At 44.7% G+C, this 16,956-nt stretch carries 10 protein-coding genes; 4 read left to right on the forward strand and 6 right to left on the reverse strand.

What is annotated here, in order from left to right; genetic code table 11:
- Positions 1-438: 438 nt before the first annotated feature.
- From AACT52_RS30560 to AACT52_RS30570, 3 genes are all read left to right on the forward strand, one after another.
- A complete protein-coding gene (locus tag AACT52_RS30560; RefSeq protein ID WP_073627870.1) occupies positions 439-729 on the forward strand; it encodes a circadian clock KaiB family protein in 291 nt (96 codons plus the stop codon).
- A gap of 56 nt (positions 730-785) precedes the next feature.
- Positions 786-2,312, forward strand: a complete 1,527-nt coding sequence (gene kaiC, locus AACT52_RS30565; RefSeq protein ID WP_073627872.1) for a circadian clock protein KaiC — start codon at positions 786-788, stop codon at positions 2,310-2,312.
- Between the two features lie 93 nt (positions 2,313-2,405).
- Positions 2,406-4,364, forward strand: coding sequence for a response regulator (locus tag AACT52_RS30570; RefSeq protein WP_073627874.1), 1,959 nt, complete (start codon positions 2,406-2,408; stop codon positions 4,362-4,364).
- A 254-nt stretch (positions 4,365-4,618) separates the two neighbouring features.
- Here AACT52_RS30570 and AACT52_RS30575 read toward each other — a convergent pair whose 3' ends face one another.
- From AACT52_RS30575 to AACT52_RS30590, 4 genes are all read right to left on the reverse strand, one after another.
- Complete coding sequence (locus AACT52_RS30575) at positions 4,619-5,617, reverse strand: ABC transporter permease subunit (RefSeq protein WP_073627876.1); 999 nt, start codon at positions 5,615-5,617, stop codon at positions 4,619-4,621.
- Positions 5,614-7,167, reverse strand: a complete 1,554-nt coding sequence (locus AACT52_RS30580) for a sugar ABC transporter ATP-binding protein (protein WP_073627878.1) — start codon at positions 7,165-7,167, stop codon at positions 5,614-5,616. Before AACT52_RS30580 ends, AACT52_RS30575 begins: the two co-directional genes overlap by 4 nt.
- A 29-nt stretch (positions 7,168-7,196) precedes the next feature.
- Positions 7,197-8,189, reverse strand: coding sequence for an ABC transporter substrate-binding protein (locus AACT52_RS30585; protein WP_073627880.1), 993 nt, complete (start codon positions 8,187-8,189; stop codon positions 7,197-7,199).
- A 1,163-nt stretch (positions 8,190-9,352) separates the two neighbouring features.
- Entirely contained in the window at positions 9,353-9,703 is a 351-nt protein-coding gene (locus AACT52_RS30590) for a hypothetical protein (protein ID WP_073627884.1), read from the reverse strand.
- 310 nt (positions 9,704-10,013) lie between these two features.
- On the opposite strand from AACT52_RS30590, the gene AACT52_RS30595 reads away from it, so the two are divergent.
- Positions 10,014-10,961, forward strand: a complete 948-nt coding sequence (locus AACT52_RS30595) for a DMT family transporter (protein WP_073627886.1) — start codon at positions 10,014-10,016, stop codon at positions 10,959-10,961.
- Positions 10,962-11,398: 437 nt separating this feature from the next.
- Here the strand turns inward: AACT52_RS30595 and AACT52_RS30605 are convergent, their stop codons facing one another.
- Positions 11,399-14,917: a DUF4347 domain-containing protein gene (locus AACT52_RS30605; protein ID WP_073627888.1), complete on the reverse strand. Its 3,519-nt coding sequence runs from the start codon at positions 14,915-14,917 to the stop codon at positions 11,399-11,401.
- 154 nt (positions 14,918-15,071) lie between these two features.
- Positions 15,072-16,568: a multicopper oxidase family protein gene (locus AACT52_RS30610; protein WP_073627890.1), complete on the reverse strand. Its 1,497-nt coding sequence runs from the start codon at positions 16,566-16,568 to the stop codon at positions 15,072-15,074.
- Between the last annotated feature and the right edge of the window lie 388 nt (positions 16,569-16,956).

The raw sequence follows: 16,956 nt of genomic DNA on the forward strand, positions 1-16,956 counted from the left end.
ACCCTGAATTCCCATCAGAACATCCCTGTAGCATCATTAAATGAATAATTCCACAGACAATGCAACATCCTGTAGCATTGATGAATTTCAAAGAAAATCGACATACTTAACAAGAATTCTGCTTTTCACTTCACATTTTATTGATAATATTTTTTTATAAATTTAAGCAAATATTTTGTATCTAGTTATAGTAAAGAGTTAATCATCAATCCAAACTACATAACAAATCAAGCCTTATTAAATCACAAAACCAGTGCTTAGGCAAGTATCAAATAATATTAGCAGAAAATTGCTTGATGAGTGATGAAGTCAGAACTACCTAACTACTGACTATCAGAAATACTTCGTTAGTGTGAAAAAAATTAACATTATTAAAAATTATAATGACCTCTATAAAAAGTGAATACATAAATTAACAAGTTGTGACTCGACTGACAAATGAGTGATAAATATCTGCTCAAACTGTATGTTACAGGAGCCAGCGACCGATCCCAGCGAGCCATCTCCAATTTGATTCAGTTGTGTGAGTTACATCTGCAAAATAGACATGAGATAGTCATTATAGACGTGCTGGAGCAACCACAGGTTGCTGAAGCTGAGAAAATTTTAGTCACCCCAACTTTAATCAAGGAATTTCCTCTTCCGAAAGTGCGAATTATCGGTGATTTATCTGATATGCAAACAGTTTTGTTAGGGCTTAATATTCCCCAGAGGCATCTGGATAATTAAGTAATACTAATCAGTAGTATTCTATTTACTAATCAATCAACAACAAAATTGTAGAGATGAATCAAGAAAACGAACAAGATTTCGTTGAGAAGATTGTCACAGGAATTCCTGGCTTTGATGTATTATCTGAAGGAGGACTGCCTGTAGGTCGGGTAACATTGGTAGTTGGCACCGCAGGCGCTGGCAAGACTGTATTTGCATCTCAGTATCTTGCTGAGGGAATTAGACGCGGCGAAAATGGCGTGTTTGTCACCTTTGAAGAATCTCCCCAGCGTATACGGAAAAATATGCGGAGCTTTGGGTGGGATATCCGCCAATGGGAGGAGGAAGGCAAATGGGTGTTTGTGGATGCCTCTGGTCAACCTGGCGAAAAGCCTTTAATTAGTGGAGAATACGACTTTGATTCTTTAGTTGCTCGCATTAAGTATGCCATCAATCAGGTGAACGCAGTGCGAGTTTCTATGGATTGCCTGAGTGCAATTTTTACCTATTTGCCTGATAAAGCTCACATCCGCAATGATCTATTCATGATTGCTTCAGTACTAGGACAAATTGAAAGTACGGTTGTTGTGACTTCCGAGCGCTCTCAAGAATATGGTGAGATTAGCACTCACGGTGTTGAGGAGTTTGTTGCTGACAATGTAATTATCCTACGGAATGCGATCGCTCAGGAGAAACGCCGACGGACTATAGAAATTCTTAAGTATAGAGGCAGTTCTCATCAACAGGGAGAATTTCCTTTTTCCATCCTTTCTGACAAAGGGATTGTGATTATTCCCCTCTCCACAACCGAGACAGGAGAGGGTGGTAGTTCTGATACCCGCATCACCTCTGGCATTGCGGAACTTGATACTATGTGTAGCGGTGGTTTCTTCCGTAATTCTATTATCCTAGTGTCAGGAGCCACAGGTACAGGTAAAACTTTGCTATCAACCGAGTTTATTGCAGCTGGAGTCAATAATAACGAACGCTGCATACTGTTTGCTTTTGAGGAAAACCGAGAACTGATATTTAGAAATGCGCTGAATTGGAGTGTTGACTTCCGGCAAATGGAACGAGATGGGAAATTGCGAGTCGTCTGTCGCTACCCAGAGACAAATCCCCTGGAGTACCACCTGATTAGAATGCAAGAGATTATCGAGGAATTTCAACCAAATCGGGTCGCAATTGATAGTCTATCGGCATTGGAGTGGGCTTCTAGCACTCAAGGGTTTCGGCAATTTCTTGTTGGTCTTAACTCAATGGTTAGAGAGCGGAAAATCACAGCACTGTATACCTCCACTACCCCGATGACACTTGTCAGCGGCACCTCAACTTCAGAGGCTCATATCTCTACAACGACTGATGTCATTATATTACTACGCTATGTTGAAGTTTATGGGGAAATTCGCCGAGGAATAACGGTTATTAAAATGCGCGGTTCACAGCATGATAAGCAAATCCGAGAGTTTACAGTTGACAATGAGGGTATGCACATTGGCGCTCCTTTACGTAATATCACGGGTATTGTCGCAGGGAATCCGGTATCTTTAGAACCAAGCGAATTGGAGCGTCTGACGAATCTCTTTCCACAGGGAGAATGAGAAACATAAGTCTTTGGGTGATATGATGCCGAAACAATAACTATTAAGATTTGTTCATAATAATCACCCGTCTACTAAGACTAGTTAAAAAAAGTGGATGATAAATGCAACACTTTATTATTAACCTCTCCCCAAACTACAGAACATATTCTGGCTTTGATGAATGGGGCTGATTTTGCACTGAACTATCAGTGTGTGGCAACACAAGCTGATTACTTGACTTATCTCAATTCTAGTTGGGATGCGATCGTTGCTGACTACAGTTTAAATGATTTTGATGCCTTGGAGGCATTGCATACAGTGCAAGCACAAGGGTTGAATGTCCCTTTTGTGATTGTTAATGGCACAGATAAGGCATCTGTTGCTGTCAAGTGCATCAAGGCAGGAGCAGCGGACTACCTACCCAAAGATGAACTAGCACGCCTACCCCAAGTTATTAAGCAGGCACTTGCTAAGAAAACACAATCACAATTGCATAAGAAAGATTTAGAACAACGCCTACAAGCACAAACAGTAGAACTCAGAAAACAAGAAGATCGCTTGCAACAAGTCGAAGCTGCACTGGAAAGGATTTCGGTGCAGTTGCAAACGCTGATTGCTAAGAATGCTGACGGCATTGTGGTGGTGGATCGGCAGGGTATTGTACGTTTTATCAACCCAGCAGCACTAAAGCTGTTTGGTTGCAAGCAAGAAGAGCTATTGGGTGAATTGTTTGGCTTTCCTGTTGTTGGCAGTGATAACACAGAGGTTGATATTTACCCATACAACAGAGAAAGCACTGCCGCAAACGGTAGCTTGGAAAAAATTGCCCAAATGCGCGTGGTAGAAATTGAGTGGCAAGGAGAAACCGCTTATCTTGTTTCTCTAAGAGATATCACGGAACGCAGGCGAGCCGAACAAGAGCGAAATAAACTTTTGGAACAGGCTCAAGTCGCCAACCGCATCAAAGATGAGTTTCTCGCTATCCTTTCTCATGAATTGCGCACACCCCTGAATCCCATCTTGGGGTGGGTGAAACTTTTACGGAGTGGCAAGCTTGATGCAAATAAGACAAATCAGGCTCTGGAAACTATCGAGCGTAACGCTTCGTTGCAGGTACAACTTATTAATGACTTGCTGAGTGTGTCTAAGATTTTGCGCGGTAAGTTAAGTCTCCATCCAATGGCTGTTGACTTGCAAACCACAATTGCTGCTGCTATCGAAAGTGTCTCTCTTGCTGCTCAAGCTAAGTCAATTAAGATCACGACTGTATTTGATAGGAATGTAGGACCGATTTTCGGCGACCCCAAACGATTGCAGCAAGTCATGTGGAATCTAGTTTCTAACGCTGTTAAATTTACACCTTTTAGGGGAGAGGTCACAGTTCGGTTAGACACGGTTAACTCATATGCTCAGATTCAAGTTATCGATACAGGCAAAGGCATTAAACCAGATTTTCTACCTTACGTATTTGATTACTTCCGTCAACAAGATAGTAGCTACTCCAGAAAGTTTGGCGGGCTGGGATTAGGTCTTCCCCTTGTCCGCCACTTGGTTGAACTGCATGGCGGAACTGTCCAAGCAGAAAGTTTTGGTGAGGGAAAGGGAGCATGTTTTACTGTCAGGCTTCCTCTGATGCTTGAGTCCTCGATGACAATTGAAGGTGAGACTCAAAAAGATGGTAATAGCCCAGATCTTAGTGGAGTGCGGGTGCTAGTTGTGGATGATGAACCAGATAACCGTAATTTTCTAGTTTTCCTACTAGAAGCTTATGGGGCTTCTGTACGTGCAGCTGCTTCAGGGCATGAAGCGCTTTCATCACTGGTTGAAGAACAGCCAGATTTGCTGGTGAGTGATATTGGAATGCCAGAAATGGACGGCTATACGCTGATTCGTCAAATCAGGTCTTTACCAGCTGAACAAGGTGGAGAAATTCCGGCGATCGCCCTAACTGCTTATGCAGCCCAGACTGCTCAACAACAAGCATTAGGGAGTGGTTTCACGCTTCATGTTCCCAAGCCAGTCGAGCCAGCTCTCTTGGCGACAGCTATTGCAAACTTGGTTGAAAAATAAGTTTTTCTTGAGCAATCCCATTTTGAATGTTGGATTTTTAACAAAAAAGAACTCAGAACACAGTTGTCAGAACTTAGAATATAGCGGCTTGCAACCCGGAGTAAGGTATATCAAAGAAATAATGAACCACAGATGGACACAGATGGACACAGATAAATCTGTAGTTCATTCAATTTCTCCCTTGTCTTCCTTGTCTTCTGTTTTTATTTGTGGGAACCCAACTGTGTTCTGCGTTCTGCGTTCTGTGTTCTTCATTAACGCCCAGAACGTCTGCGAAGCCGGTCGATTGTCACCGCCACAATAATCACCAGACCCTTGACGACGAGTTGCCAGAAATAAGACATATTCAGCAGGGTCAGACCATTGTTGAGAACGGCAATGATCAACGCACCGAGAAGGGTTCCCCCAATAGTCCCAATACCACCGGTGAAGCTGGTTCCACCAAGAATGACAGCGGCGATCGCATCCAACTCGTAACCCTGACCTAACATACCAGTCGCACTATAAAGGCGGCTGGCGCTCATAATTCCTGCCAAACCTGCCAGCAATCCGCTGACGCCATAAACAAACAGCAGCACACGATTGACTTTGATACCAGTTAAGCGTGCTGCCCGGTCGTTGCCGCCTACAGCGTAAATTTGCACCCCCAAAACAGTTTGCCGCAGGACAAACCAACTCGCTGCAACAGCCAGCAGGGCAATCACTACCAACCACGGAATAGGACCCAAATAGCTGTTACCTATCCAAGCAAAATTTAGGTTACGGTTGATGACAGTTGTCCCATTGGCAACCAAAAAGGCAGCACCCCGCAATGCCGTAAGTGAACCTAGGGTGACAATAAAAGGCGGCACATTCAAAAAGCTGATCAAAGCACCATTGACTAACCCCAGAAGCAGTCCTGTCAGCAAACCGGCAAGCACACCCGCCCAGCCCAGACCTGGAATCAGCGATACCAGCACCGCAACGACGGCAGAAACACCCAGTATTGACCCAACCGAAAGGTCAATGCCTCCGGTAAGAATCACAAACGTCATCCCGGTTGCCAGCACAATGTTGATTGATGCCTGGCGCAATATATTGACGACGTTACCCGGTGTGGGGAAGTTGGGGGTAAGCAACGAAAACAGGATGCAGATAAGCACCAGAATAGGCAGAATTCCTAGAACCTGAAGCAAATTGCTGGCTGATTTACGCTGAGCCGACTTTGGATGCTCTCCAGGTCTATTTTTGACAGGTCTTAAGGTTTGACTCATGATCCTAGTACCTCCGCTGCTCCAGTGGCATAGTGCATAATCTTTTCTTGGGTAATCTCTTTGCCAGGGCTGCCGTCAAGTTCCCCTACCAGCTGCCCTTCTCGCATCACTAGGACGCGATCGCTCATCCCGACAATCTCCGTGAGTTCGCTGGAAACCATCAAAATAGCAATACCTTGTGCTGCCAACTCGCTCATAATCCGGTAAATTTCGCTTTTGGCACCAATATCTACACCGCGTGTTGGCTCATCCAGCATCAAGACTTTCGGCTTAATCGCTAGCCAGCGTGCCAAGAGAAGCTTCTGCTGATTGCCTCCGGAAAGATCTACCGCTCTGATTTCCAAATTGGCAAGCCGGATATGGAAGTTTTCCACCGCCTCCGTTGCAATCTGATTGACTGAACGCCAGTTAACGATGCCAGCCTTTGCATCCTGCTTCAGCCTGTTGAGGGCAATATTCTTACGCGAACTCATCTCCAGAAACAAACCCTGGTCTTTGCGGTCTTCCGGGACATAGCCAATTCCGACAGCAATGGCATCACCGGGCGTATTGATATTGAGTTTTTTGCCATCCAGGAAGACTTCACCACTAACCTTGCGGTCAGCACCAAAAATCAGCCGAGATAGCTCCGTGCGTCCTGCACCAACCAGCCCCGCTAAACCGAGAATCTCTCCAGCATGCAGCTCGAAGCTGGCAGGTTCAACCTTGCGTCCGTCGCTGATATTTCTGACTTCGAGCACCACTGGACCAAAGTTTGTTTGCCGCTGATGTTCGTAAAAGTCCTGCATGGGACGACCGACCATCATCTGCACCAATCGCTGGGGAGAAATTTCATCCCGCGTCAGACTGCCAATATATTGACCATCGCGCAGTACGCTAATCCGGTCAGCCAAGGCATACACTTCTTCCATACGGTGGCTGATATAGATAATGGCAATGCCGTCAGAGCGCAGTTTGCGAATGACTTCAAATAGCCGCTCAGTCTCCCGGTCAGACAGTGCAGCCGTTGGCTCATCCATCACCAAGATACGGCTTTTGTCTTTCAGCGCCCGCGCAATTTCCACTTGTTGCTGTTCGGCAATAGAGAGAGTGCCAACCACATCATTTGATGCAAAACTGGCTCCCAAGCTTTGGAGGACTTGCTGTGCTTCACGCTCCATACCTTGGCGGTCTAAAAACTGACCCCGCCGCAACTCGCTACCCATAAAAATATTTTCGGTCACGGTTAAATTGGGTGCGACATTGAGTTCTTGATAAATCAGATTAATACCCGCTTGTCGCGCCGTACCCGGATCGGTAATTTTCACAGGGTTACCATTGATGCGAATCTCGCCTTCATCAGCAATGTAAGCTCCTGCAAGAATCTTCATCAATGTGCTTTTGCCTGCCCCGTTCTCGCCCATCAAGGCGTGAACCTCTCCTGGATAAATCGTAAGATTGACATTTTGGAGGGCGGGTACACCATGAAATCGTTTCGTAATCCCTTGCATTTCCAGCACTGGGGTCGTGCTCGGTACATTAGGAAGGGAGGCTGCAATATCCGTTGTCATGAGGGATTCCTGCAATGTTGGATGTTATATCACTGCCAGCCTTTATACTCGCTGACGTTGTCTCGCGTGATCAGCTTGACCGGAATCAGAATGTTGGGATTCGCAGGTTTTTTGCCATAAAGAATGTCGTTACCAACCTGAACCGCCTTTTTAGTCATTCCTAGCGGGTCTTGAGCAGCAGTGGCAACAAACAAGCTGTTCTTGTCTGCGATCGCATCTTTTGCTTCCGGTGCACCATCAACCCCAACTATGAAAAATTCGCTGCGTTTTGCCTGCCTAGCCGCCAGTTCTGCTCCTACGCCAGTTGGATCGTTAATGGCAAAAACCGCATCTATCTTGGGAAAGGTTGCGAGCAAATCACTCATTACCCTGAGTCCTCCATCCCGGCTTCCTTCGGCGTTCTGGTCTTTAGAAAGCACTTTGATACCAGGATATTTAGCAAATATCTGTTGACAGCCGTTGACTCGCTCGACGACAGAGATAACTGGAGGACCGTTGATAATAACTATATTGCCTTTGCCCTTGAGGCGATCGACGATGTACTGACAACCAACTTGTCCAGCTTGCACATTATTGGAGGTAATGGTGGCATCTACACCTCCCTCAGCGCCCGTATCTACTGCAATGACAACACTACCTGCAAGTTTTGCTTTCTCGACTGCTGGTGCAATTCCCTTACTGTCACCCGCGTTGAGGATGATCACGTCAGTACCTGCGGCAATGAAATTTTCCATTTGGTTGAATTGTTGGTTCAGGTCATAGCCACTAGAAACTACGGTAACTTTGACATCATTACCGCCTATTTTCTTGGCTTCTGCCTCTGCTCCCCGACCCATAAGGACGAAGAAGGGGTTACCAAGGTCACCAACGGTCACGGCGACCGATCCTAGTTTGGGAGCTTGATTACTCCGGTTACCCTGTATGGCAGCTCTGTTATTTTGGGAAATGGGTGAGCAAGCCACAAGGGCACCACTGACAAGACCTAATACGCCAGCCGTGATTGCTACTCTATTCACATTCATCTATCTCCAACAACTCATTGGAATTTGAAGAGAGTCAAGAGAATACGAATCTGCAAAGCAATCATAATATCAGCTAGGTCTAAAGTATTCAGACCTAACCTATCGACACTGTTAGCTTCTACAATTTCAACTCCTTACAAACGTCTTGTGATTGGAATTTAAGTAGAGTGCTATTAACTCTGACAGATTCTCTACCTAAAAAGGTGCAAAAATAGTTCCTGCACCTCCTCAAAGAATCATGTCGCTTTTGTGAAAACACATTTAGAGTGTGTTATACGAAAACCGCTTTTAGCGAAAACTTCTAAAAGGCTTTGCTATAAAAGTTGCAGGTATATTCTATTTGGCTCTCAGGTATATTCTATTTGACTCTGTGTTAGTTTATGGTGCGCCTTTGCAAAGATTAACCACATCTATCAAATAGATTATTCCCTAAGATTATATTCCGTCGCTATCAACTGAAAACCTGACTCTCATTATGTTTCTAGAATAGACTCGGTCTAAACTTTGGGTCAGATTTAATAAAAAGTAATAGTCTTACCGCTCTTGACAATAGCAGGGGAAGCAGGGGAGCAGGAGGAGAAAAAATTTTCATACTGTTCAGCTATTGAATCATAGATTTGTGCCATTTTTTCCCTGATTTGCAAATTCTTAAAGACTAATAATTATTTTGACTTATCCCCGCGATAAATCGACGGGGATTCTAAGCAGATACTACGCACGAGGCTACTCCTTTCCCGCCCGAAGATTACCGTTTAGGTAGCAGGGGAGTAGGAGAGCAGGGGAGCAGGGGAGAAGAAACTACATCGGTAATCTTATACCGGGAAGGGAGTAAAACCTTCGTGCTTCGTTTCTTCTTAGCTGTCACCCAGATAAATATCCGGGTGAGACGAGTCAAAGCGCCCCTAGACACTCCACTTAGATCAAGTCCAAGTGTTGTGCTTACTTTGCGGATAGTATTAGTCGATTGCAAGTGTGCCTGATTTCATGCAGTCTTAATTTGGGTGGCATGGGTGTACAAGAGGGTAAGCGGGAAGATGGGGTGTGAGGGCAAATTGGGAAGGCGATCGCCCATCGCCCCAGCTGTTAGGCAGGACTGTTCCATTCCCTAAAATTGGCATTCAAGACGATTTTGGTGATGTAGCTCCTATCAACAGGCACGCAATTCACCACTTATTACCCAGTAACACTTCAAGTTCTGCTCTTAGAGCCTTAATATCAGCGACTCTTGCTACCAGTAAGTTATCACTCCCTGCATCTATTAAACGTGATTTCCAATAGCCAATACTCTCTGAATTATTCATCCAAAACTCAATGACAGTACTTACGACTTCATCTATATCCCAGCCCCACTTTTGTGGCAATGGTTCTACAGATTCAAGCAGAGCATCAAGCGTACATTTATGAGTTGCTACTAATTCTACACCTTGATGCTGCGGTGTTTCTAGATTCTGCTGTTGGTGACTGAAAAAATGCAAAACTGGAGATACTCCTACGATGTCGAAAGTGTATTTCATTCTACTCCTCCAAGTTCTTACATGAGTTCTCTTCAAACCAGAGCTTTTAATTTTTTTAATGTCCTAAAATCCTCTTAAATAACATCTGAAATAAGTTGGACATCAGCCTATACCATAGGTACTAAAGTTCAAAAATATTGGCACTATAGTCTTGTGAGTGCTAAAGTTTTTCCCCATAAAAGAGTTAGCAGTAAAGTACGTTGAGTGCTAAAGTTTGTTCCGCGAAAATTAGCAGTAAAGTGCATTGAGTGCTAAAGTTTATAGAGGTATTTATCTTAAATTATTAAATATTTTCCTTATAAGAAAAGAGATGGATATTATTTTTAATAATTATTTCAAATTGGGTGCGACAAGTTTTAAAGGTGAAATAGCAGCTTTGTCTGCTGCCTGTTTGTGGGCTGGGGCATCGGTAATATATAGGCGCTTGGGGGAGCGTATCCCGCCATTGCAACTCAACTTGATCAAAGGGATGGTTGCGATCGCTTTCCTTTTGCTGACCATCTTCATCAAGGGTGAATTTTTTCCCAACATTTCACCACTTCCCCTGTGTCTGCTGGTTCTTAGTGGTATTGTGGGCATTGGCTTAGGCGATACAGCCTTCTTGGCAGCTTTAAATTTTTTAGGCGCACGTCGTGCCTTGCTCATAGGAACCCTTGCGCCACCAATGACGGCAATATTAGCGCTCATTTTTCTCCAAGAGCAGTTAAACGCTAATGCTTGGTGTGGCATTTTGCTCACCATTTTGGGAGTTGCCTGGGTGGTGACAGAACGCACTCCCGATACAAATGATACTTCTACTCATACTTCTAGAATGCAGTTATGGCGGGGAGTTGGCTTTGGTCTGATAAACGTAGTAACCAATGCTATAGGTACTGTTTTGGCTCGTGCAGCGTTGGCAAATAGCAGTATTAGCCCTTTGTGGGCAGCCTTGTTGCGGTTAATTGCAGCCGTGTTGATTCTCGTGATATTGCTACCCTTGCGCAGGCAACAAGGTGATTTTAAGTTAAAAACATTACATTCACCAAGAGTAGTTCTAGCGGCTATCTTTGCTGCTTTTTGTGGGACTTATTTAGGAATTTGGTTGCAACAGACAGCGATTAAATTAACTGCTGCGGGAATTGCCTTAACTTTGTTGCAAACTAGCCCGTTATTTATTATACCAATTTCTCTGACGATAGGTGAAAAAGTCAGTTTGAGGGCGATCGCTGGTGTTGTGATTGCGATCGCTGGGGTTGCATTGCTGTTTTACTTGCGGTAGCGAGAGTCCCCTTTACACTAGACCTCACAGCAGTGCCCAAATTGTGGTGCAATAGTCAAAAAGTCACTGTCTACTAGAACGCACACTTGCAAATGTGGTTGTGTTCTACAACGTGACTATAAAGAAGACAAGAAACGCGCTTGGGAGTTGAAACCTCTATTCAGTAGGCGTGCAATCCTGGTTAAACAAGTTTCGAGGTTGAGCCTAGAATCCCACGGCTTGATGTGTTCACGCGTAGCGTGCCGAAGGCATAAACGAGTGCCTGCACGAAGTTTTCACAAGGTGGGAGTGTCACCCCTTTGGGGAAGTCAAAAGTCAAAAGTCACGCATTCAAAAGTGAAGACCCCACGGATGAATCCAGGGGCTTGAATAAAGTTGCTCCGCATTTTTTATTCTCCAGAAATAAATTTCGGGGCTTGTATCCTTTTCTTTTTCGGTCAAACATTAGTCAAATTGATTCGGACAGTAACATCGTTGTAATCCTTGTCACCGCCATTAACGAGATCTTCAAAACCAAAGATGTTATCCCCCAACAGACAAACATGATCCGTTTTGTCAGAGTTAGCACCTAAGAACGGAAAGTAAACTTGCGGGTCATTATTGAAATCACTATCTAAAAGTGTATCAGGTTTGGCATTGACGATCATGAACGGGACAAACAGCGAACCGCCTTTGAAAGTTCCAGTGAAATTTGCTGTTGCTTGGTTGTTCACTGTCAAGTCAATCCCGGCAACACGTCCCTTAACAGCAGCTTGTGCATAACCAGCATCCCCCGGACGCTGGTCAATAATACCATCACCATTGCTATCAATACCACCCTTGTCATCAGCTATTTCATAAAAGCCAATAAAGTTGTTGAAAGCAGCTTCTCTATTGAGAATAAACTCAGCTTTAACTTGAGTGTTAACTTGTCGCAAGTCGATGAGTTCATCTTGCGGCTTTCCTTGCAAACTGCTACCTAAAGAAAATTCTTCATCTGTTGCTTTCACCTTGACCACCAAATCATTGAAGTCACCAAAGTTTTGAGCAAATGGATCTTTCCAAGCAAAAGAGAACTCTCCATTCTCCAAGCTTTCGGCTTTGAAATTTGTGGTAGATGGAAACACTACTTTTGTTAAAGAGGTTTTATCAAAAAACACAGCATCGGTTGTGCTGTCGCCTACTAAGTAGAATCTCAAGTTGGCATCCGGCTCGAATGCCAACTGGCGTGTCAAGTCAGTATCAAATCCATTCGGGACATTGGCAAGAGCAGAGAAAATGACCTGGGATCGATTCAAGGCAGCTTCACTGTAACCTAAGGTACCAGGGACAATACCGTTGATTCGACCTTGTGCATCGTCAACGGTAAATACTCCTAGTTCATTGACTACTTGAGAATTGTGCTCTGTTAGCTTAACTGAAAGTTTGGCTTGACTACTACTAACTTTACCTTTGATGGCAAAGACATCAGAAGCAATTTTGGTTAGCTGGGGAGACGTTGTCGGTTGAGTCGTTACAGTAGAGCCATTGCCTTTATTGACATTTATAGTTAACTGTCGGTCAAAGTAAAGCCCACCTTTGTCAGTAGTACGGGCGCGGATATTGTAACTAGGTTTGCTTTCAAAACTGGGGGAATTATTAATGAGTAGTTTATTGCCGTTAATAGTGAAGACGGCATTATCAGTATCGCCTGTCCCTGTCACCAAGCTGTAAATGTGCTGGTCGTTTGTGTCTGGGTCTGTCGTGGTGAAAGTGCCAATTTCTGTTCCCACAGGCACGTTTTTCTCTACCGTGGTAGCATTCAATACCAAGTTTGTCGGGGCGTTATTACCGTTATTGCTAATGGTAACTGTGGCGGTGGTGTTGAATAAATCCAGACTGTAGTTTTGTGCATCTACCAGAGCCAGGGTCACACTTTCATTGCCTTCGTCAAAGAGATTATCGTCAACTGGGGTGATGGTAATGTCTACAAAGGCTTGAGCGGTGTCAATAGTTGCCGTACCCGTAAGGGTGGGGCTGTAATCACTGCCGTTGGTGGCAGTACCAGAAATGCTGTAGCTTACCTGAAGTGGTAAAGTGAGGTCTCCAGAGCGACTGATACGAAAGATACCTACATCACCAGATTCGGCTGCAGAAGCATCAATGGCAGCAATGCTTACAGTAGGGAAAGTGTCGTAGACGAAGATGTCACGAGTGCCATTGGTGTCTCCTGCAACTAGGTTGCTGGCATATGACTCAAACGCTACATAACGTCCCGAAGCGGAGATGACAGGGTTGTAGGAGAAGTCATTTCCCTGATTGCCCTGTGAACCTACGGAAACACGTGTAGTGATGCGCGTCTGAGTGTCGTAGACGAAGATGTCATCAGTACTATTAGTATCACCTGGCACTAGATTGCTGGCAGATGAATCAAACGCCACATAGCGCCCAGAATCCGAGATGACTGAGGATAAGGATTCGTTATTCCCCTGATTCCCCTGTGAATCTACGGAAACGCGGCTGGTAGTGCCTGTCTCAGTGTCGTAGACGAAGATGTCAGCAGTGTCGTTGGTGTCTCCTGCCACCAAGTTACTGGCATTAGACTCAAATGCCACATAGCGTCCCGAAGCTGAAATGGCGGGGGAAAAGGATACGCTATTTCCCTGATTGCCCTGTGAATCTACAGAAACGCGGCTGGTGGTGCCTGTCTCAGTGTCGTAGACAAACACATCACGGTTGAAGTTGGTGTCTCCCGGTACCAGGTTACTGGCGAATGAATCAAACGCTACATAACGCCCTGAAGCAGAAATGGCAGGGAAAAAGGATGCGTTATTCCCCTGATTGCCCTGTGAATCAACAGAAACACGTCTGGTAGTGCCTGTCTGAGTGTCGTGGACAAAGATATCATTCGTATTGTTAGTATCTTCCGCTACTAAATTGCTAGCATAAGATTCAAATGCCACATAGCGTCCATCTGGTGAAATGGCGGGAGATAAAGAAACGCCATTCGCCTGATTGCTTTGTGAATCTACGGAAACGCGGTTGGTGGTGCGTGTCTCAGTGTCATAGACGAAGATATCACTAAAGTTGTTCGTGTCTCCCGCTACCAAGTTGCTGGCGTATGACTCAAACGCCACATAGCGCCCCGAAGCGGAGATGGTGGGACTCCCATTAACGGCGTTATTCCCCTCGATGCCCCCTGAACCTACAGAAACGCGGTTGGTGGTGCGTGTCTGAGTGTCGTAGACAAAGATGTCACTGAAGTTGTTTGTGTCAGCCGCTACTAAGTTACTGGCATTAGACTGAAAGGCTACATAACGCCCCGAAGCTGAAATGGCGGGGCGGAAGGAGTTGTTATTCCCCTGGTTGTCTCCTGGACCTAGGGAGACGCGGCTGACGTTTAACACCCCAGTATATGCCACTTGAGTTGCAACCGGGAATGCCAAGGATGTTGTCATCCTTCCGGTAGTGACTTCCAGTTTCCAGTTACCGCCCAAAGCTGCGTTACCTGTAGGGGTGGTGGAAGCAGCTATTTGTGCTTTTGTTTTCTCTTGCAATTTGGCAATGAATTCTGCGCCAGTATCTGTGGCTGCAACATTACAACCGTAAAGCAACAACGAGGGAGTAAAACCTGCGTGCTGCTTTTTTACAGGAAACCATCGCTCTAGTAGACTGACGTAGAATTCTAGGGTTTCTAAGTTCAAACAGCTATTGCCCAGATACAGGCACCCAGGTGAACCGTGGGAGACTATATGTACTGTGGTAATATCTGCTCGCTTGGACAGTGCAGTGGTGATTTGCTCGACACCATCCGACTCTGGGTGCAGGAGTATCACCTGTGTGCCTTTTTCCACTCCAGACATTAGGGTTTGATAGTCCGGAATGGATGTATCAATGAATACTATAGTTTGAGAAGTGACACTGCTGGGCTGATTCTGTTGCGTTGCGATGCCAAAACGATTGAGTATGTCAAGCTTTTGTATTTGAGGTGGCTGCATGAGTAAAAAATACTATTAATCTCTTCGTTTACCTGCGGAATGTCGGATACTGTGGGCGATCGCAGGGGAAATTGGTATGTTCCAATTAGGAATGAATACCCTAACTTACAAAGAAGGTTAGTGTCTGCTGACATTGACATCCAAATACTTGACATTAAAGACGTGGTGCTGGAAGAGGTCTCGCTGGGGCTGACATCGGATCGATCCCACCTTGCCCCACTTGAAACTGACTCATCATGTCGCGGTCTTCATGAACCATGTTGTGGCAATGGTACATAAATTGACCTCGAAAAGGTCTAAACTTCCCAATCATGCGTACTGTCTCGTTTTCACCAACATAAAAGACATCCTTCCAGCCACGTTCATAAGCAAAAGGCGGTTGACCATTACGGTCAAGTATATGAGCATCAATGAGGTGAAGGTGCATTGGATGAAACGAGAGATTTGCGGTGTTCGTAAATCTCCATATTTCCACTTCTTCGAGTTGAGGATTTGCATCCACTCGATTTCGGTCCCACCCATTGCCGTTGATTACCCAAACTCCATCAGCTCTCTGTTGCACCGTGAAGTCGCGAGTTCGTACAGCTGTGGATTCTGGGATGAATTGAATATTGCGTAGTGTGCTAGGAACAAGGCTGTCATCTGTTTCAGATCGCACTACATCAAAGCACATAATTTTGTCTATGTTGTTGAAAACAACGTTATTTGGTAATGGAAGATTTCGCAGTTCTACCCGAGTCCCCAAGGCATATTTGGAGAAATCGATAATTAAGTCATACCGTTCTGCCATAGCAAGACGTATGTCTTGAGTATTCACTGGTGCAGACATCAATCCACCATCAGTCCCAATCACAATCAAGTCATCACCTGTACTCAGAGCAAGTCTATAGGAGCGGGAAATTGATGCGTTTAACACCCGGAAACGGTACTTGCGGTTAGCTACTTCCATGCGGGGCCAAGGTACGCCGTTGACTGTAACCACGTCACCCATCACACTGGTCTGATTTCGATTATCAAAAACGAGTGAACCATCAGACGCGAATTGCCTATCCTGAATGATAAGAGGAATATCATAATTTCCTTTGGGAAGTGGCAACGCAAGTTCTTCCTGATCTTGGACGATATACATTCCAGCTAACCCCATATACACATTTCTGGCAGTCTGAGCAAGCCCGTGGTCGTGGTACCACAAATTAGCAGCTGCGGGGTTGGAATAAACGTAATCTTTGTAATATCCTGGAGCAATGAAATCCAATGTGTAGCCATCGTACTGGGGTGAAGATGCCATCCCATGTAGGTGAACGGATGTATTCACATCAAGATTATTGATAAATCGTACAATTGATGATCGACCTCTAGACTGTTTAATTATCGGTCCAGGAAATATGCCGTTATAGCCCCAAATCTCCGAAGTTCGCCCCGGTAAAATCTCTACTTGAGCCTTCCGCATCGTGATTTGGTAGTAATCAGTTGTTGAATCACTACGTACTGGGTTCAACACTGGTGGTGTACGAAAGGGAAGTGTAAATGGCTCGACTGTTTGATCGACTCTTTGAGCGTATCCCCGGTGCTGAAGTCCTACGGGAAGTAAAATAGTACCCCCCGCAAGCGCTGCAATCTTTAGCGCTTCACGCCTGCTGATTCTCTTCATAATCAAGTTTTCTAATTAAGAGGCTGTATGAATTTAATGAGCTAAGAAGTCGTCAAAAATCTTTTGCACTGTCTTTTTTTTCAAAATAAATATAACAACGTTTTAAAATTCGTTTTAAGTAATAAAACAAAATTAGTAAAATTTTCACAAAAGAAAAGTTTTGATGAAAGTTACAGCAGATTCTTCGTGCAAGAAGTACAATGTTCTGGTCTCAAAGCCAGACGTCAAGCTCTTTTTAGTTTTGACTTATGACGACTGAGCCAATATTGCTGCTGTAGATTTTTCTCTTTTTTGTCCCTGTTCTAACAGTGATTTCTGCTGAACAAATAAATAGTTAAAGAAGCTAAGTATGGCTCGTTGGGTATTTATTTAAGCTTTCAAAAAAATG

Origin of the sequence: Scytonema sp. HK-05 (assembly GCF_963872035.1) — a bacterium.
Lineage (GTDB): Bacteria > Cyanobacteriota > Cyanobacteriia > Cyanobacteriales > Nostocaceae > Kalymmatonema.

What these genes read in the sequence shown, in the direction of transcription:
- AACT52_RS30560 (WP_073627870.1), top strand. Translation starts at nt 439, where the DNA reads ATGAGTGATAAATATCTGCTCAAACTGTATGTTACAGGAGCCAGCGAC.
- kaiC (WP_073627872.1), top strand. Translation starts at nt 786, where the DNA reads ATGAATCAAGAAAACGAACAAGATTTCGTTGAGAAGATTGTCACAGGA.
- AACT52_RS30575 (WP_073627876.1), bottom strand. Translation starts at nt 5,617, where the DNA reads ATGAGTCAAACCTTAAGACCTGTCAAAAATAGACCTGGAGAGCATCCA.
- AACT52_RS30580 (WP_073627878.1), bottom strand. Translation starts at nt 7,167, where the DNA reads ATGACAACGGATATTGCAGCCTCCCTTCCTAATGTACCGAGCACGACC.
- AACT52_RS30585 (WP_073627880.1), bottom strand. Translation starts at nt 8,189, where the DNA reads ATGAATGTGAATAGAGTAGCAATCACGGCTGGCGTATTAGGTCTTGTC.
- AACT52_RS30590 (WP_073627884.1), bottom strand. Translation starts at nt 9,703, where the DNA reads ATGAAATACACTTTCGACATCGTAGGAGTATCTCCAGTTTTGCATTTT.
- AACT52_RS30595 (WP_073627886.1), top strand. Translation starts at nt 10,014, where the DNA reads ATGGATATTATTTTTAATAATTATTTCAAATTGGGTGCGACAAGTTTT.
- AACT52_RS30605 (WP_073627888.1), bottom strand. Translation starts at nt 14,917, where the DNA reads ATGCAGCCACCTCAAATACAAAAGCTTGACATACTCAATCGTTTTGGC.
- AACT52_RS30610 (WP_073627890.1), bottom strand. Translation starts at nt 16,568, where the DNA reads ATGAAGAGAATCAGCAGGCGTGAAGCGCTAAAGATTGCAGCGCTTGCG.